This is a genomic window from Pedobacter frigidisoli (genome assembly GCF_032678525.1).
Taxonomy (GTDB): Bacteria; Bacteroidota; Bacteroidia; order Sphingobacteriales; family Sphingobacteriaceae; genus Pedobacter; species Pedobacter frigidisoli_A.
In genome coordinates this window covers 598,811-619,231 of the sequence record NZ_JAVTSE010000003.1, presented here as the reverse complement: position 1 = coordinate 619,231, position 20,421 = coordinate 598,811, and the positions used below count along the sequence as shown (strand labels likewise).

9 protein-coding genes are annotated in these 20,421 nt (G+C 40.7%); all 9 read left to right on the top strand.

What is annotated here, in order from left to right; genetic code table 11:
- Nucleotides 1–18 precede the first annotated feature (18 nt).
- The 9 genes from R2Q80_RS11635 to R2Q80_RS11595 all read left to right on the top strand — a co-directional run bounded on the left by R2Q80_RS11635 (nucleotide 19) and on the right by R2Q80_RS11595 (nucleotide 20,414).
- Nucleotides 19–1,689 carry a GH39 family glycosyl hydrolase gene (locus tag R2Q80_RS11635; RefSeq protein ID WP_316799779.1) on the top strand — a complete coding sequence of 557 codons (1,671 nt, stop codon included), beginning with the start codon at nucleotides 19–21 and terminating at the stop codon, nucleotides 1,687–1,689.
- 149 nt (nucleotides 1,690–1,838) lie between these two features.
- Complete coding sequence (locus tag R2Q80_RS11630) at nucleotides 1,839–4,679, top strand: heparinase II/III family protein (protein WP_316799778.1); 2,841 nt, start codon at nucleotides 1,839–1,841, stop codon at nucleotides 4,677–4,679.
- Nucleotides 4,680–5,053: 374 nt separating this feature from the next.
- Nucleotides 5,054–8,170, top strand: a complete 3,117-nt coding sequence (locus R2Q80_RS11625; RefSeq protein WP_316799777.1) for a SusC/RagA family TonB-linked outer membrane protein — start codon at nucleotides 5,054–5,056, stop codon at nucleotides 8,168–8,170.
- Nucleotides 8,171–8,188: 18 nt separating this feature from the next.
- Nucleotides 8,189–9,970 carry a RagB/SusD family nutrient uptake outer membrane protein gene (locus R2Q80_RS11620; protein WP_316799776.1) on the top strand — a complete coding sequence of 594 codons (1,782 nt, stop codon included), beginning with the start codon at nucleotides 8,189–8,191 and terminating at the stop codon, nucleotides 9,968–9,970.
- 27 nt (nucleotides 9,971–9,997) lie between these two features.
- A complete protein-coding gene (locus R2Q80_RS11615; RefSeq protein ID WP_316799775.1) occupies nucleotides 9,998–13,105 on the top strand; it encodes a TonB-dependent receptor in 3,108 nt (1,035 codons plus the stop codon).
- A 15-nt stretch (nucleotides 13,106–13,120) separates the two neighbouring features.
- Nucleotides 13,121–14,935: a RagB/SusD family nutrient uptake outer membrane protein gene (locus R2Q80_RS11610; protein ID WP_316799774.1), complete on the top strand. Its 1,815-nt coding sequence runs from the start codon at nucleotides 13,121–13,123 to the stop codon at nucleotides 14,933–14,935.
- A 56-nt stretch (nucleotides 14,936–14,991) separates the two neighbouring features.
- The gene (locus R2Q80_RS11605; protein WP_316799773.1) at nucleotides 14,992–16,263 is read left to right on the top strand and encodes a DUF4861 domain-containing protein; all 1,272 of its coding nucleotides are present in this window, start codon (nucleotides 14,992–14,994) and stop codon (nucleotides 16,261–16,263) included.
- 429 nt (nucleotides 16,264–16,692) lie between these two features.
- The gene (locus R2Q80_RS11600) at nucleotides 16,693–17,913 is read left to right on the top strand and encodes a glycoside hydrolase family 88 protein (RefSeq protein WP_316799772.1); all 1,221 of its coding nucleotides are present in this window, start codon (nucleotides 16,693–16,695) and stop codon (nucleotides 17,911–17,913) included.
- A 29-nt stretch (nucleotides 17,914–17,942) separates the two neighbouring features.
- Nucleotides 17,943–20,414 carry a glycoside hydrolase family 95 protein gene (locus R2Q80_RS11595; protein ID WP_316799771.1) on the top strand — a complete coding sequence of 824 codons (2,472 nt, stop codon included), beginning with the start codon at nucleotides 17,943–17,945 and terminating at the stop codon, nucleotides 20,412–20,414.
- Nucleotides 20,415–20,421: the final 7 nt, after the last annotated feature.

Below are 20,421 nucleotides of genomic sequence, written 5' to 3'. Positions count from 1 at the left end.
ATTGAATAACAAAATATTATGATAAGAAGGAAATTTCTTAAGAATACATTATTTACTTCTGCGGGGATTTTACTATCGCCAGCAATTTCAACTGCAAATGGATTTTTTGATGTGGATTTATCAACAGATTTGAGCGTAAATGTTGATGGAACGGCGGCAGGGAAGCCTTTTAAACATTTTTGGAGTAAGTGTGTAGGGGCCGGGCGGGCCAATGAAGGTTTAAGGGCATCCTGGCTGGAACAACTGGCCCTTACAAAAAAGGATTGTGGTTTTCAGTATTGCCGTTTCCATGGGTTATTGCACGATGATATGTTTGTTTACAAAGAAATAGGAGGAAAACCTTTTTATAATTGGCAGTACATCGATGAATTATTTGACCGAATGTTATCGATAGGCGTTAGGCCTTTTGTAGAATTCGGTTTTATGCCTAAAGATTTGGCAAGTGATCTGAATGCCACACAATTTTGGTGGAAGGGAAATGTTTCTCCGCCAAATAATTATGCCAAATGGGCTGGTTTAGTTGGCGCTTTTACTCAACATTGTATTGATCGTTATGGGTTGGATGAAGTTAAACAGTGGTATTTTGAGGTCTGGAATGAACCGAATTTATGGGGCTTCTGGCAAGGAACAAAATTACAGTATTTTGAACTGTATAAAGTTTCCGTTCAGGCTATCAAAGCAGTAAATAAGGATTTGAGGGTAGGTGGACCTGCTACAAGCAATTACGTTCCAGATGATCGTTTCGCTGGAGAGAAGGAAGACAAGTCCAAACATAAGACTTTTACTGTTCAAGATATTGATTCATTAGAATGGCAAGGAGTCTGGATTAAAGATTTCTTAATCTACTGTTCAGAAAAAAATCTTCCAGTTGACTTTGTTTCGACTCATCCTTATCCAACTGACTGGGCACTTGATCCGATGACAGGTAAAGGTGGAGGTAAAGTCCGGAATGTAAATGCTACCAAAACTGACCTGGTCTGGTTGAAGAAGACAGTAGCCTCAAGTCCATACCCACATGCGGAGCTGCATTGCACTGAGTGGAGTAGCAGCCCGTCTTCCAGAGACACAACACATGATTCCCTACAGGCAGCCACCTATATTGTCAAAGCAAACCTGGATGGTATAGGACTTGTCGATTCCCTATCTTACTGGACCTTTAGCGATATTTTTGAAGAAAAAGGGGGAGGGGATGCTGCTTTTCATGGTGGTTTTGGAATGATCAATTTTCAAGGAGTAGTTAAACCAACTTTTCATGCTTATAGGATGCTTAATCAATTGGGTAACGAAATACTCCACCAGGAAGAAGGAATTATCATTACAAGAAATTCAGCCGATGGAAAAATGAGCGTGTTAATATATCATTATCCAAATGAGCGCAAACAAGTTGTTGATGGTGATATTGAGCAGGTGTTAAAGTCGGGCAGTAGCAGAAAGTTTGATCTCAGGCTGACACGGTTAAAATCAACAGTGGATTTTACTGAAGAAATTTTAGATGCGGATCATGGATATGCCTTACAGGATTGGAAAAAAATGGGAAGCCCTGTGTCCCCTACACGCGAACAGACCCAGATGCTTAAAAAACGGGCATTGGCTACAGATAAGCGTCAGCTAAAGACAGATAGATCCGACGGTCTTATTTGGCGCAAAACGCTCTCTCCATGGACGGTAATTCTTTTAAAGCAAGCCTAACAGACGCAATATCCTCTCTTGAATTCCTGGTTTTTATTTGCCGATTTAAAACTAAGTATTTAATAAACCGTCGGAATTTGAGATTTATTTAAATGAATTGAGTGGTCTAAATGCTTAGATACACACAGCGCATTTTTAGGAAAAAAAATATGAAAACCCAAATATTATGCATTATCGCCTATTTTCTTTTGCCCGCTCATTTATTTGCTCAGCAAGTTGATATTCCACAGTTTCCAGATGAAAATCATCCCAGATTACTTACAAATAATCTCACGGGTAAAAAAGAATTCCTGGATCTGATCAGAAATCAGAACTGGGCTAAGTCTACTTTTGAAAATATAAGCAAGCAGGTTGACTCTGATCTAAAGCGTTATAAAACAGATAGTACCTGGCTGGTTTCAAGATTGCAAATGTATTGGAATTCGCATTTCACTGATGTAAATATTCAAAATGGGGCATTTGTGAATGGCTCGGGGAAGGCGCCCATTCCTACCGTTCGTTTTACGGGGACGCGCGATGCAGCGTCAATGTACCTGCGGCCGAAACTTGAAGATGTGAAACCATACATGGACTTGGACGGGAAGATATTTCTTCAAAGTAAACAGGGAAGCCAGCAATGGGAGTGGGTTGAACAGGCTAAAACAGGAAGAATTGTGGAGTCGATTAACATCGAAATTCTCAAAAAAGCACGCGATGCTGCAATGTTGTATTGGGTATCCGGTGAGCAAATATATGCTGAGTTCGCTTATGATATTTTTGACGCCTACATTTCAGGTATGTATTACCGAAATGAGCCTGTCGACTTAAATCATGGTCATGATCAGACTTTGGTAGGCTTAACCTCCTTTGAGGTTATTCATGAGGACATTATTGAACCAGTTACGATCTGCTACGATTTTCTTTTCAAATACATTAAAACCAGGCATCCGGAAAAAATTGACCACTATTCTGTATGTCTTAAAAAGTGGGCCGACATCATCATCAAAAATGGAGTGCCATTTAATAACTGGAATCTGATAGAGGCCCGTTTTGTAGCAATGATCGCTATCGTTTTAGAAAATGATTCGGTATATCCGGATCGGCGCGGGGCACAGTATTATTTAGATGCTATTATCAATAAAACCAGTACCAGACAATGGGCTCTTGCAGATTTGTTTAAAACAGGGTACGATCGGCACCACTCCATATGGTTTGAATCTCCTGGTTACGCAACTGGAGTACTGGCGGATTTTACGGGATTTGTAAGTCTTTTCGATCGGACACTGGGGGTTGATATGATGCCTAAGTTTCCAAATCTTGATAAAGCAGTACTTGCTTCAGCCCAGTATTTATTTCCGAATGGATCAATCGTGGGTTTTGGCGATACGCATTATGGACCCCTAAGGACGGAACCCATTGAAGATATGATCAGGAACGCAAGACGCTATAAAAAAACTGAACAGGAGAAAACTTTTAGCCAGATGCTTAGTACAATTAGGGCGTTTGATAAAAAAAAATCGCCTGAAAACCTTTCAGGAGTAATGGGTTTCTCTGAATTATTTAACAATAAACCGCTTACAATTAATAAATCGATTGGCTCATTGCCACTAAGTGATTTTCTTACCCCAACTTATTGGTCTCAAAATGTAAGCTGGTTTGTACAGAGAAATGGTCTAAATCCTGAAAGCGGTATGATGATATCACAGGCTGGGTCCACTGGTAATCACGCCCATTCCAATGGTATTGCTATGGAACTTTATGCCAAAGGATATAATCTTGCGCCAGAAAGTGGGATTGGGTCAAGTTATTTTCAAAACGATTACTCCGAATATTATTCCCAATTTCCGGCGCATAATACCGTCGTTGTCGATGGTATCTCGTCATACCCTGTTATGAAAAGTAATCATGGTATTGACCTTATTAGTTGTTATCCTAAACCTGGATCCCGATACTACAACTTTGACGGCATTACCTTTTCGAGCCTTAATTTTCTTGAGCCTGAAACCAACGCCATCCAGAACAGATTAATGAGCATTGTCAGGATTAACGACAGTTTGGGCTATTTTGTAGATATCTTCCGTTCAAAAAAGAAGTATGGCGGAGATAAATACCATGATTATATTTATCATAACTTAGGACAGAGCCTATCCATTACAGATGGTTTCAATAGACCACTTGATTTGAAAAAGACAGATAAACTAACCTTTGCACATCAGGAATTAATGGGATATGATTACTGGTATAATAAGAAATCAATTCTTACTGATTATGATTTTAATGCCAGGTTTGATTTGAATCTTGGTCCGAATAAGCATATATCAATGAATGTTTGGATGAAGGGGGATAAGGACAGAGAAGTATTCAGCGTCTCGGCCCCTCCTTCAAGGGTTTGGCGTAAAGGCCAACTCATCGCTGATAGTATCGCAAATTTACCCTTACCTACATTGGTAGTGCGACAATCAGGGGCAGCATGGAACCGACCCTTTTTTGCGATATACGAGCCCGCAGATGGGAAAGAATCTCACATCAAGCATATTTCGTCTCTCGATCCATTGATGACAAAATGTGATTCCACCTTCTCTGGCGTAAAGGTGGAAACCGCAAGCGGAATAAAAGACTTTATATTAACTGCTGCGAATGCTGGTGTTAACGTGTTTTCAGATATTTGTTTTGATGGAAGCTATGCGGTAATCAGGATGAAGGATGAGCTATTAACATCCCTATTTTTGGGAAACGGACTGCTGGTTTGTAAAAATGGTTATGGATTGAGTGCTGAAGCGTCTTCATCAGCCGTACTTAGGTTTGAAAAAGGGAAGATATATTTTGAAAGTGAGGGATCGGTTTCTATTTTGATTCCTCATTGCAATAGTGAAAAGCCAGTTAAATTGACCTATGTCCATTCAGGCAAAAAAATAATGACCGATGGTATTGGCAAAACTATTCAAGGACTTAAAGTGGTAGCCTTTAAGATGGGACCGATGTCGTTAACAGAAATTGAATTGTCTGATTGAGATGCTTTTAGTTCTTAATGCATGCTATCGCTGGAAATTTCGCCATGGTTATGCTGACTATGATATTGAGATCTGACAAATTTGTTTTGAAATTGAATCCCTTTTACGCGCTGCTGAAATTGGCGAACTATTTCGGATTGCTTACATCTTCATCATTATTTGAAACTAATGAGTATAGCAACCGACTTTGCGTGTCTAATTCAGGAACACAGCTAACTACTTTGTTAAAACTAACCACCTAACCATCGGAATAATATGAGCCTTTACATTACTTAATTTCAGCGTTTACTACGCTGTTTCGATTAGCATTTTGCTTGAGAAACATGATGTGTTAATTTTTATCAATCAATTTGATCTCTAACCAATAATAATTTATGATTTTTTTTTACAAGGTATGCCCTAGAATCTTTTTTAATCTATCACTGCTTTTTTTGGTTTCTATTGGGACCTCGAACGCAATTTCGCTGTCCGAAACACAAAAAGTCCAGCGGCAGGATACGATTAGAGGAAATATAATAGATGCAAACGGAAAACCAGTAGTCGGGGCTGATGTATTTAATACGAGACAAGCATTAACTGCAAGAAGCAATAGTGAGGGTAAATTTTCCATTCCCGCTGTAAGCGGGGATCGGCTCCAATTTAAGGCGAAAGGTTTTAATATTAAGCTTCTCACGCTCAGCGGTGAGGGGTCGATAGTGATCCGACTTACAGAAGCTTTTCTGGGGCAAAATGATTCACTTCAATATTCGTTTACCAAAAAAGCAACCGGTAGTATATTGGGGTCTGTATCAACGATCTACACGAATGAACTTCTATGTGCACCGGTTTCTTCTACATTGATTGCTATGGCAGGTAGGTTACCAGGGTTCAATGTTTTGCAATCTAATGGTTTCCCAATCCGGGATGGTGATGGTCAGTCGTTACCTGAGAATTTATCAGCATCGATAAGAGGCTATACCGGGATTACATCAGGAGGTAACCCTGAACTCATTATGCTCATTGATGGAGCTCCCCGGCCTTTCACCTCCATTGATCCCGAGGAGATCGCGTCCGTTTCAATCCTGAAAGATGGATTGTCAACGGTAATGTATGGTCAGCGTTCTAGCCCAGGCATTGTTTCCATCATTACAAAAAAGGGAATGAGAGGTGCGGCACGTTTGTCCTTTACAGCTCAGACTGCCATTCAATCGCCTTTGGCATTCCCATCAACTCTTAATGCTTTTGAATATGCGAGTTTATATAACAAAACACAGTTGTATGCAAACCCAGGCGCAATGCCAAAATATACCCAGGCTGCGCTTGATGCTTATCGGACCGGCTCGGATCCTTACCTTTTTCCTAATGTAGACTGGAAGGATGTAATTTTAAAAGATAAAACTTCATTGAGCCGTTATAATTTCAATGTACAGGGGGGAAATAGTACCGTTCATTATTTTGTGTCTTTGGATTACCTTCATGAAGGTGGTCTTTTTAATACCGCGGCTTTCAATACATACAGCACAAATTCTGACAATAACAGATATATTGCCAGATCAAATGTTGGAATTGACCTGAATAAAAGTTTAAAACTTGACGTCGGCATTTTTGCCCGTATACAGGATGGAAACCAACCGGGAGGCAATGATGCTCAAAGTATTTTGAATGGTATTTTAACTACCCCCGCATTGGCGTATCCGGTTAACAATGCAAATGGTACCTATGGTGGTAATAGTGCATACAGCACAAACCTTTTGGGCAGATCTGTTCAGTCTGGATATTCAATAACCAACACACGTGACCTAGCCTTCGACCTTGGCTTAACACAGCGGTTAGATCAGTTCGTCGATGGATTGTTTGTCAAGGCGAGTGGAAATGTCAATCTTGCAACTTCATATTTAACGAACCGGACAAAAACCTATGCAGTCGTGCCTATTACGGGAACGAGTTTAAACGGATATACCTATGGAACGCCAATTGGAACCAATACTGATATTCCGCAGCCGGTTAGCGGCACAGCGAGAGGAAGTGCTCAGTATCGTCAGACATATAGCTATTTGGAAGCTATGGCGGGTTACGATCGAAGTTTCACCAACCACAATATTAGCAGCAGATTGCTCGCAGATGTGCAATCTTCAATTCGAAATCAAGACATCCCGGTCACTTACACGACTTATGCTGCAAACTTTTCCTATAACTATTCTACAAGATATTTTGCTGAAGTTGCGGGAAGTTATAGTGGCTTTAATCAGTTTGCAAAGGGACACCAATATGAACCCTATTATGCTATTGGCCTTGGATGGAATATCACAAATGAAGAATTTTTGAATCAAAGTGCGAACTGGTTAAATAACCTGAAAGTAAGGACTACATATGGAAAAACAGGATATGTCAACCGCGGTAGCTATGGGTATTTTGATTACATCTATAGATATGCTAATTCTGGTACCTATTCGTACTATACTCAAACTGCTAGCAGTGTACAGGGATACAATGAAACTGGTTTAGCCAATGCTGATTTGGAAGGAGAGAAGGCCCGTAAGTTTAATTTAGGGATTGATGTGGGCTTATTTAAAAGTAAGCTTAATCTGACAGCAGATTTTTTTGTGAACAATATTTATGATATGATGGCCGTAAGAGGCAACGGGCTGCAGGTTTTAGGTACTTCCTTTCCTTATGAAAATATTGGCAAGCAGCGTTATGAGGGTTTTGAGTTTACTGCAACTTATAAAAATAATTTCAATAATTTTAGTTACTTCATTAGTGCAAATGCTGCTTTGGTAAGATCAAAGCAATTAGAATTTGGAGAGCTCATTCAGGAGAATCAATATCAACAACGTACAGGAATGCCGGTGGGCAGTCGGTATGGCTTAACTTCTGCAGGATTGTTTCGTTCTCAGGCTGAGATCAATACCTCAGCTACTCCCTCCGACATTCTAAAGTCAAGCATCCTTCCGGGTGATATAAAATATGTAGACCGTAATGGTGACGGAATAATTGATGCAAGGGATGAGGGAGTCATCGGGAATTTAAACCCTCAGCTTGTTTATGGAGCCACAGTCGGTTTCAACTTTAAAAATGTTGATTTTAGCTTGCTGTTGCAAGGCGTTCAAAACAGAGACGTGTATATCAGTGGCGATGCAGAATGGGCGTTTCGTAACAGTGGTTTAGGAAATGCGTTTAAACACAATCTGGATGCCTATTCTCCGGAAAACCCAAATTCAAACTACCCAAGACTCACTATTGGAACCAATCAGAATAATGAGAAAACTTCGACTTTCTGGCTTCATAATGGAAGTTTTCTCAGACTTAAGAATGTCCAGCTCGGCTATACATTCCCACATTCATTAACCAGTAAAATTAAAATTCCCTCTGCAAGATTATTTGTGAGTGGCGAAAATCTTCTGGTAAGCTCTCCATTATCTAAATACAGAAATGACGTTGATCCGGAAGTTTTTGGAGCATCATATCCAATGCAACGGATTTTCAATTTCGGGGTAAATATTAAACTTTAATCCTAAGCATTAATAAAAATGAAATATAAAAAAACTTTATATATCCTGTTCACAGCAACAGTTTTAGTTTCTGGATGTACCAAGGATTATGAGAAGATGCCAAAAGAATATGTGTCTGACCAATATGCATTTGACGTTACGGATCCTAATGGAACCCAGGCAGAACTTTTTTTAGCAGGTATTTATGCTCAAATGCCTTTAGGTTATAACCGAATAGGTAGTGGTATTTCAGGCAATCGTTTGGCGCTGAATGATGAAGGAGGTACGCCATTGGATGCATCCGCTGATGACGGGGTTTCAACCATACAGAATACAGCGGGAGAACGAGTTAGCCTGAGTGGTTATACTCCCTTTTACAATCCTGATGATTGCTGGGGGAATTCTTATGGAGGCATTCGGCTGGCAAACATTTTTTTAGCCAATTACAATAAAATTCCGTGGGCGCAGGCTAACAAGCGTCAATACTATGGTGCTGAAGCTCGGTTCTTAAGGGCATTCTTTTATTTTGAATTAGTTAAGAGGTATGGTGGTGTAATTTTAGTTGGGGATCAAGTTTTTTCACTTAACGATAATCTGGATTTACCAAGGAGTAGTTATGATCAATGTGTGACTTATCTGGTGAGTGAACTTGATGCAATAAAAGATTTACTAAGGCCTGATCAATTTGGAGCAGGCGGAGGTGGCAATTCTGATATTGGAAGGATCTCCAAGGGTGCTGCTTATGCTTTAAAGGCAAAAATATTGTTATATTCAGCAAGCCCCCAGAACAATGCAAATAATGATCCTGCAAGGTGGGAAGCCGCTGCAAATGCCGCAAAAGCTGTAATGACTTTGGGTACATTTCAACTTGAAAGTGATGTTAGAAATGTTTTCACGACGCTTAATAATCGGGAAATGATTTTTTATAAAATTCACGGTCTCACAAGCGGAACTACGGCAACTGTCCAAACAAATGCCCTGGAATATGCACTTAGTCCGGTAGGCTATACTGTCGCCAATACCATTTCAAGGGGTAGGGTCAGCCCCTCTCAGGAGCTAGTTGATGCCTTTCCAACGTCCAGAGGCTTACCCATTTCAACTGATTTGAAATCGGCTTCAAACACTAATGGTTTTGATGCGAACAATCCTTATGCAAATCGCGACCCTAGGTTGACCTTGACCGTATTTTTTAATGGGCAGACTTGGCAAAACCGGGCTGTGGAAACATTTGTCAATGGCCGGGATAATATGAGTAGTGATGCTGTTAAGACAAGGACCGGATACTATCAGCGTAAATTTTTGGGAAATTTTGCGAGTGGATCAACTTATGGAAATTCTTACCGTCCCTGGTCTTACATCCGTTATGCTGAAATTCTCTTGGATTTTGCTGAAGCCAGGAATGAGTTTTCCGGACCCGACACCGAAATTAATAATGCGTTAGTTTTATTGAGAGCGAGAGCTGGAATACCTGCAACTACGGCAGGTACCGCAACCAGTGTTGCTGTTCTCAATTACGGTATACCAACTGTGTCCGCCGGAGTTACCAAAGATCAGATGAGGATTTTCATCAGAAATGAACGGCGAATTGAATTGGCATTTGAGGAGCAGCGCTACTGGGATTTACGCAGGTGGAAAATTGCTGAAGCCGTATATAACAGTGGAGTCAGCGGAATGAGTATTGTTAAAAATTCCAATGGGACCTTAACCTATACAAAGGTGCCGGTAGTTACACCATTCTTTCAGGCGAGGATGTATCTCTATCCAATTCCATACAATCAGGTAGCTTCCGGAAAAAACCTGTCTCAGAATCCTGGTTGGTAGTTGTTAATGATCAAATAGAACATAAAAATGAAGAAAATTATATATTTTATTGCCGTCCTTCTCTTTGCCGGTTCAGGTTCGGTATTTGCACAGAATACATTCGTTACCGGTAGTGTTACAGATGGAAAGGATCCTTTAGTCGGGGCATCTATTTTGGAGAAAGGTCAGTCCAATAGCACGAGCGTAGATGGTAATGGAAACTTTAAAATTGTACTGAAAAAAACTTCTGCCATATTAGTCATAAAATTTGTCGGGTATTTGGAGAAAGAAGTAGCGGTGCGTGCCGGTGCTACTATAAGTGTCATACTTTCTGCCGATACTAAAGGATTGGAAGAGGTGGTCGTTGTAGGTTACGGACAGAAAAAGAAAATTACAAATGTCGGGTCTCTGAGTCAGATTTCCGGCGAAAGTATCCGTAACGTACCCACTTCCAATTTACAAAATACCTTATCAGGTCGTTTGCCAGGATTCTCATCCCAACAGCGTTCAGGCCAGCCTGGTCGGAACGCAGCAAACTTTTTCATTAGAGGGGTTAACTCACTCAATGGGGCCAATAACGCGCTTATAATTGTTGATGATATAGAATATTCTTATGATCAGGTCTCACAACTGGATGCGAACGAAATTGAAACCGTAACTATCCTAAAAGATGCCTCAACTACGGCTGTATACGGGATAAAAGGTGCCAATGGCGTTTTGGTAATCACTACAAGGCGTGGAAAAGCGGGTAAGCCGCAGTTCAATTTTACTGCTCAAACGGGCTTTGATAAAATCATACAGAAGCCACGGTTTTTAGGAGCATATGACGTAGCTGTTTTAAGAAATGAAGCACTGGCAAATGACGGTCTTGCTCCAGACTTCACGCAGGCTGATCTCGATCTTTTTAAAAGTGGGTCTGATCCATATGGACATCCAAATACTGATTGGATGGAAACGCTCTTGAATGATACTTCCCCTCAAAGCCGATTAGGGATGGATATACAAGGTGGTAATGATTTTATTAAGTATTTCGTCAGTTTAGGTAGCTTTTCTCAGGAAGGTGCTTTAAAAAACTTTAGTCAGGACAATGATATCAATAGCAGTTATTTTTATCGCAGGCAAAATTTCAGAACCAATCTGGATATCAACCCAAATAAGCGGCTCAAACTTCGGTTCGATTTGACTGGTCGCTTGGCAACAACCAATGAACCTAATGGGGTGGTGACGGGACAATCTGGTGCCGCTAAAGATATCTTTTATGAGCTATATCGTTATGGGAATATCAATCCCTTCATGCCTGCCATACAAAATCCAAACGGAACCTGGGCCTCCAACAGGTATCAAACAGGAGCGAGTCTGGTTGAGCGTCTGGCTTTAGGCGGCTATAACAGATACAATACTGCTGACCTCAACATAGTGCTGGGCGCAACTCATCAACTGGACTTTCTAGCTAAAGGTCTTTCTGCGAATATAAACGTCGCTTACGCAAGTTCTTCTTCAGATTTGAGGAGTTTATCCAGAAATTCTGGGGTGGCACAACTACCATCATATATCTATGATCAGACCACAGCAAGCTATTCGAATCCGAATAATGTCTTTCAACTGCCGCTGTTAGGTGCCAGTGGTGCCAATAATGCATTTATCAGAACTTTGAATGTAATTTCTCAGCTAAACTATAGTCGTTCCTTTGGTAACCATAATGTTGGCGGATTACTTTTGTATAGAAATACCAGCTCTACCGACAGGTGGCTGCTTCCAGTGAATTCAAACGGATTTTCCGCAAGAGCAAACTACGACTTTAAAAGTAAATATCTATTTGAATTTACCGTGGCCCGCTATGGTACGGATAAGTTTCAGGGCAGTAAGCGTTTTGGTATCTTTCCATCGGTTTCCGCTGGATGGAATGTCGCTGAAGAGAAATTTTTCCAGCAGGCTTTACCATTTGTTGATTTGCTGAAATTCAGGGGGTCTTACGGATTAGTGGGATCTGATCAGGGCCCGGCCGGAGGTATTCAGGGCCAAATTTATGCTTCCGGAAATAACTATAATTTTGGAAACACTTCCACTACCGCACCGGGTATCATAGAAGGCGCGCTGATTAATACTGATATCAATTGGGAACAGGAGGAGAAATTGAACCTGGCAGTGGATGTGACAATGTTTAAAAAACTGAGCATGACCGCTGAATATTTTAATGATTATCGTTATGATCAGGTAATCACCCCAACCAATGTATCGTTGATTATTGGTCAGGCTTTGGGAAGTTACAACCTGGGCATTAGTAAAAGACATGGTGTTGAATTTCAGCTTACCTATAAGGGTAATATTGGTAAGGTTGGATTTACAGTTTCCCCGCAGATTTCTTACGTTAAAAATAAGGTCATATACGGTGGCCAGGTTGCTGCATATCCATGGTTAAGTATCGATGGTCAGCCTATTGGTATCAGGACAGGATACATCGCTGAAGGATTTTATTCGCAGTCAGAAATCGATGGGATGAACGCCGGAACAAATTCGTTAGCGAAACCAAGTGTTCCTGTAAAAGCAGGATATTTAAAGTACAGGGATATGCAATCTCCGGGAGAGGATGGATATGGTGTAATTGACAGCAGGGATTTATCTATAATCGGCAAACCCAACCTGCCGACTACTACAGGTGGTTTAAATTTAGCATTTGATTATAAAGGTTTTCACCTTGATGCGCTTTTCCAAGCCGCGATGGATTACTCCATAATTCTTAACAGTGATGGAGGTGACCCATTTAACAGTAACCTCACGCCGATACATTTGGAAAGGTGGACGCCGGCTACCGCTGGTTCGGCAAGATACCCGCTTTTGAGTACCAAAGCGGATTCTTACAATTATTCATTTCAGTATACTTCGACCTTTTGGGTACATAATATGCGTTATCTCAGATTCAAACAATTACAGTTAAGTTATGCATTGCCGACCAAATGGATTAGTAAATTAAAGCTTAATAGTGTGATGTTGACCGCAAGTGGTTATAACCTGTTGACCTGGGATAATAATGATGTCTTTGAACAAGATGCTGAAGCTTCAAGTTCAAGTGCTGGCTCAGTAGCTTCTGGAGACAGAGGACAAACTTCCTACCCAAATAGTTCCCAGTATTTGTTCGGGGTTAAAATCGGATTTTAATAAAAAGATAAACACATGAAAAAATTTATATATCTGTTATTTTCTAGCTTGGCCATGATTTCATGCAAGAAAAATTTTCTTGATCCAAAATTAGTCAATACCGTTAATACAGAGGCGGGAACTTTCACCGATAGTGCCCGTACCGTTCAGTTTGTGAATGGTATTTATAATAATATTTACTGGACTTATGCCCATAACCGATATAATGGCGGCGGAAATTTGGCTGGTGCAATTGACGAGGCGGTTAACAGGGACAATAGTACATCCAATCAGGCTAACCATATTAACCAGGCGACCCTTACTGCCGTAAATATTGGTTCTGGGTCTGCACTTACAACCAATAATGACCGGGGTTACTGGCTGGTTTACTGGATGCCCATCAGAGCTGCAAATATTGCGATTAAAAATGTCCCTGATGCTCCAATTCCGATGGAGTTAAAAAATCGTTTGCTCGGAGAGGCAAGGTTTTTACGGGCTTACTATTATTTTACCCTCATGAAATACTATGGTGGCGTTCCTATAATCGGTGATAAAGTTTTTGATCCTGAAGAAGGGGTGGGTGTTCCTCGTAATTCCTTTGCTGAAACCGTTAACTATATTGTTGCTGAATGCGAGGCAGCTGAAAAATTACTTTACAACGGTTCTGAGGTAATCCGTAATTCGGCAAATGCCCAAATTTTTGACGGCCCTGGAGCAGATAATGGTCGGATCACTAAGGGAGCCTGCCTTGCATTAAAAGCCAAAACACTTCTGTACGCTGCCAGCCCGTTATTTAATGGGGGCAACATTTCCCTAAATGAATTAAATGGATACAGTAATCCGGAATACACCGGCTATTTAAACTACGACGCGGAACGTTGGAAAAAAGCATATGATGCGCAGGAAGCTGTGGTCAGCTCTAATCAGTATGCGCTCAAAGTGGATAATACAACCGCTCCGGGGTATGGCTTTTATTCCGTGTTCGTCACCCGGCCAACACAAAGTTCACCTGAATTTATATTGTCTTTCATGCGGGCAAATAATAATGTTAATGAAACGCAATACGATGTGCCTTCCAGAGGTAATGCTGCGCCCAGCACTTTCCCTTATCAGGAGCTGGTCGATGCATTTCCAATGAAAAATGGAAAGGCCATAAATGAAGCCGGATCGGGCTTCGATGCTTCAAATCCTTATGCCAATCGCGATCCTCGTTTTGATTTTACTATTCTACATAACGAATCGATGAGGAGATTGCAGTCTGCCAATGCGTTACGCCCGGTTTACACCTATCTGAATGCTCCCCAGGATGGATATAAGACAGGTTCTGCAACCACTACTACCGGTTATTATGTATTTAAAACGCTGGATAAGGACGTGACCAGGGCAAGCGGCAATTCACCGCGATGTGATGGAATAATCCGTTATGCAGAGGTTGTCTTGGGTGCAGCTGAAGCCTTAAATGAATATGCCGGACCTACATCCCGCGTTTATGATTTATTGAAACAAATTCGCCTGAGGGCTGGAATCACGCCCGGAAATGACGGCTTATACGGTATCCCATCTGGTTTGGACAAGACAGCGATGCGTAATTTAATTCAGAACGAAAGAAGGATAGAGCTGGCGTTTGAAGATCAACGTATCTGGGATATTCATAGATGGAAGATAGGTGAACAAACCATGAACAAAACCCAGCATGGTATGCAGGTTGAAATGAAAGTTGGAGGGGGCTATACCTATACACAAATCAATGCTAATCAGACCCGGTGGTTGCCCAGATTATATTTATTTCCATTTTCTCAATATGAGGTGGCTAGAAATCCTTTGATGAAACAAAATCCTGGATGGAATTAGAGATAATAATTTCCCTTATCGGAAATTTATCTAAATCTTATTACCAATAACGAGACATGAATAAACAAAAGATTATCTCATTAGCTTTTTTTGTAGTCACCTTTGCTCCCACTGTTAATGCGCAGCAAATTACTGTTTCCAACGGCCTGCCAGCTGACAGAAGAGATGAACTGATTGTAATAAGCCGTAAACTAGTGACCTCGAAATTAACCACCCTTAAAGAATCAGAGTATATCAGATTATCGGATGCACAAGGGAAGGATCAAATTCTGCAATTTGATGATTTAGATCGTGACGGAAAGTGGGACGAAGTTGTGTTTTTATGTAATTTTAAACCGCTTGAAAACGCAGTTTTCCATATAAGAGCGGTCAAAAAAGTGGCCAAAAAAACAGGCTTGAATCGGGCACATGTACGCCAGCGCCGAAAGAACGCAGATGATAAATTTGGTGTCCAACTATTAATAGACAGTGTACCCAGGGGACAATTAAGTACCGATTTCAGTAAGCATGCGCTGCCACCTTTATTAACAGAAGGTCCAGCCTGGGAAAACGACAAAGTTGGTTTCAGGATTTATATGGATGTACGCAATATAAAGGACATATGGGGCAAACTAACACCAAATATGGTCCTTGATACGGTGGGTACAGACCCGAATGTAATTTATCACCACTTGGATAGTTGGGGAATGGATATTCTTGCAGTTGGTAAATCTCTCGGTGCAGGATCCCTTGCTTTACGTTTGCAACAGCAAAATGGGATAGACACGCTCGTTAGGCTAGGGGGTAAAAACATGGGTGAAATTCGCTATCAGCAAATTGCAGATGGACCAGTAAGAGCCGTTTTTAAGCTGATATACCCCCAATGGAATGTACTACCATATTTAGCGCCCACACATCTTGAAGAAGAAATTAGCATTTGGGGTGGGCAATATTTCTATCAAAGTAAGGTTACCCTTACACATGCGCCAGACGCTGCCAGTCTGGTATCGGGTATTGTCAACCTCAAAAGTAAAACATCATATTTATTTAAAGATGCCCAGGCTACCGCGCTTTATACTTACGATGTACAATCCGAAAATAACGATGCACTTGGACTCGCCATTATGACCACAAACAAAGTGAAGACAACCGGAGTCACACCAAATGAGTGCTCCGATGTGCTAAATACCTATACGATAGATTTTCTTTTGTCTGGAAATGAGCCGATTGTGACCAGGTTTTACGCTTCCTGGAGCTTGAGCGACAAAAGATTTAAGGACTTGGCGGGTTATAAGAAATATATAAAAGAGGAGTTGTCAAAACAAAACAATCCCATTATTATTCAATGAAGACATTTTGAACATATTTTCTAATGATCTGGGAAATTTAAATTTAATTATTTATTAAAATGAGAGTATATAATTAAATAGGAAGTGTCCTGTATATGTGTGCAACAAAAAAAAAATTAGAGAGGCTGAAAAAGATATGCCGATAGCCTTTAGTATCAAAGATGCATTATCTGGAAATAAAGATATACACTGGCAGAAAATTCTTAATGAAATTAAAAAATCGGAGAATAAATCTGTTTGGAATAATGATGAAAAGTTTGGCTGAAAGTAAATAGATTAGTTAGTTTTTGATTTAAAAGTTTGGCCATACAGACGTATGGTCATCTTTTTTTTTACGAATGGCTTCATTAATCTAGTCTGAAGAATTATTGATTTCCTTAAACAATTTTTCGGTTTGAACCTCCCGTTGTAATAGTTTAATATATATAAATGTTCAAAAAAATTTCTAAAATAAGTATCGTTTCTGTGGTGCTCTTGTGCCAGGTAGCGTATGTGAAAGGGCAGATAAATCCTGATGATGCTTTAGCATATTGTAGCGTTCAAGCTCAAAAAACTTTACAAAATATTCCCTTTAGCAGTGCTAATATTCCAAGAAGCATCCCGAATGGTGAGGCTAATTGGCGATATGTAAATTATCAGGATTGGTGTAGCGGATTTTGGCCAGGTATTCTCTGGTATCTATTCGAGGGGACAAAAAATCCACTTTTTAAAAAACAAGCCGATCGATTCTCGAAAGAATTGACCCCCTTATCCCAGAGTAAAGCAATTGATCACGATTTAGGTTTTCAGATTTTTAACAGTTTTGGCAATGGGTACCGGTTATCGCGTAATCCTGAATATAAAAAGATAGTTCTGGCAACTGCTGATACGCTAGCCACACTATATAATCCTAAAGTAGGTACGATCCTATCCTGGCCACGGCCAGTGCCTAATATGGATTGGCCACAACATAATACGATTATCGACAATATGATTAATCTGGAGTTGTTATTTTGGGCATCAAAAAACGGCGGCAGTAAGAAGCTTTATGACATTGCAGTATCTCATGCCTTGGTTACCATGGATAATCATTTTCGTTCTGATTTTACCTCATATCATGCTGTGGTTTATGATAAGGAAACAGGCAAGAAGATAAAAGGAATAACTCATCAAGGTTATGGGGATGATTCCATGTGGGCAAGGGGGCAATCTTGGGCAATTTATGGATATACGATGTGCTATAGGGAGACGAAAAACCCTTTATTCCTGGATTTTGCTCAAAAAGTGAGTGATGTGTATTTGAAAAAACTGCCTGCCGATGCCGTACCCTACTGGGATTTTAATGATCCTGCTATATCCAATGTGCCTCGGGATGCTTCGGCAGCTGCAGTTGTTGCATCCGCTCTACTCGAACTTTCAACCTTTGTAAAAGAAAAAACGAAAGCTACCTTTTATAAAAACCAGGCAATAAGAATGCTCACCACACTGTCGAGTCCTGATTATTTGAGTGGATCCTTAAATGATGCATTTCTATTGCATTCGACAGGAAACAAGCCTGCAAAATCCGAGATAGATGCCTCCATTATATATGCAGACTATTACTATGTAGAGGCGCTGGTAAGGTTGATGAAATTAAATAAGGGAATGAAGCTTGTTGCTCAGGTCAAATAAATATCCAAACAATCACCTAATTAAATACGATGTTCTGCAAAAATAAATTAAATTACATCTTTGCAATTTTCCTTTACTCTTCAGCCAGTTTTGCGCAAAGTACTACAGCGCTTAAGCTTTGGTATAAAAAGCCTTCGGGCAACACTTGGACGAACGCTTTACCATTGGGTAACGGCCGTTTGGGTGCAATGATTTATGGAAATCCAGAGAGAGAAAATATCCAGTTAAACGAATCATCGGTATGGACAGGGGGACCTTACCGGAACGATAATCCGGAAGCTTTAGGGGCACTTCCTCAGATCAGGAATCTCCTTTTTGAAGGTAAATATAAAGATGCTCAGGATTTGGCCGGACAAAAGATCGAATCCAAAATCGCGAACGGTATGAAGTTTCAGCCCGTAGCTAACCTATATCTCAATTTCAAAGGGCACCAACGCCCCGAGAATTATTATCGGGAACTTAACATTGAAACCGCAGTAAGCAAAACAATCTATTCAATTGATGGTATAACATACACAAGGGAATCATTTATCTCCATTCCAGATCAGGTACTGGTGATGCGGCTTTCGGCAGATAAGGCTGCAAGTTTAAACTTTGAAGCCAATATATTCACTCAGCAACGGGCTAATGTGGAGTCTGGGGATCATTCCTTAATATTAAACGGAACAACGGAAGACCATGAGGGTATAAAGTCTAAAGTTAAGTTCTCAGCGCAGGTAAAAATGATTACTGACGGGGGAACTGTTTTGAAAACTGATACGTCCATCCTGGTGAAGAATGCAACCACGGCAACAATCTTTGTCTCTATTGCGACTAATTTCGTCAACTACCATGATGTGAGTGCAAATGAGCAGCAAAAGGCATTTAGATATTTGGAGCTGGCAAGCAAGAAAACCTATAAGCAATTGCTAAGCGACCACATTTCCTGTTATCAAAAATATTTTAACAGGGTAAAGCTTGATCTGGGTAGCATGAAATCTGCGGACTTGCCTACTGATGAGCGTCTCAGGCAATTTGCCAGCGTTAGTGATCCGGCACTAGTATCTTTATATTTTCAATATGGCAGATATCTGCTGATATCGAGCTCTCAACCGGGTGGCCAGGCTTCGAATCTTCAAGGTGTGTGGAATGATAAAATGAGCCCTGCATGGGATAGTAAATATACCATCAACATTAACACACAAATGAATTACTGGCCGGCCGAAAATACCAATCTGGCGGAGCTTCATGGTCCATTGATGGATATGGTTAAAGATCTTTCTGAAACGGGAAAGGAAACTGCAAGGGTCATGTACGGCGCTCGAGGTTGGATGGCACACCACAATACGGATATATGGCGCATCACAGGACCTGTTGACCGGATCTACTGGGCAGTTTGGCCTATGGGTGGCGCCTGGCTTACTCAGCATGTCTGGGAGAAATACCTCTACAGTGGTGATAAAAAATTCCTCACTTCCTATTATAATATTCTCAAAGGTGCCTCTGAATTTTTTGTCGATCATCTTGTTGAAGAGCCCTCACACCATTGGTTGGTCAATGCACCCGGGACATCACCAGAAAACGAACCAAAACTGCCTGGCTGGAAAGGTGTATCAATCACAGTTGGCGCCACGATGGATAATCAGATAGTTTTTGATCTGTTCTCTAATACCATTCGTGCTGCGCAGGCTTTAGGTATTGACCATACTTTTATCCAAAAATTAGTAGCTACACGCAAACGCATGCCGCCAATGCAAATTGGTAAACATAGCCAATTGCAGGAATGGTTGAGCGATATGGATGACCCGTTGGATAAACATCGCCATATTTCACACTTATTTGGCTTATACCCAGGTAAGCAGATTTCACCCTATCGCACTCCCGATCTTTATGAAGCTGCGAAAAATTCGCTCAATTTCAGAGGTGATATTTCCACAGGGTGGAGTATGGGTTGGAAGGTCAATCTTTGGGCAAGGTTTTTAGATGGAAACCACGCCTACGAACTCATCAAAAAACAATTATCGCCTCTGGGAACTAATAAAGAAGGGGGTGGAACATATAATAATCTCTTTGATGCACACCCGCCGTTCCAAATTGATGGCAATTTCGGGTGTACTGCCGGTATTGCCGAAATGCTGATGCAAAGCCATGATGGAGACATCCATCTTTTACCGGCATTGCCTGATGCTTGGAGCTTTGGTGTAGTAAAAGGCCTGAGGGCAAGGGGAGGTTTTGAAATATTGGAAATGAAATGGCTAAATGGCCGTCTAACAAGACTTACTATTAAATCAACACTTGGTGGAAATTGCAGGATAAGGATTCCTAATGTGCTAAGTGGAGATGGTAGACTAAAATTGCTAAAAGCCACCGGTAAAAATTCAAATATTTTCTACCAAACTGATGATATTCCCTCACCGCTGGTCTCGTCAATGGCGAAATTAAATAAACCAATTATTAAAAATACGGAACTTTATGATTTTGCTACACAAAAAGGAAAGATTTATACATTCACTGGGAATTAACATTCAA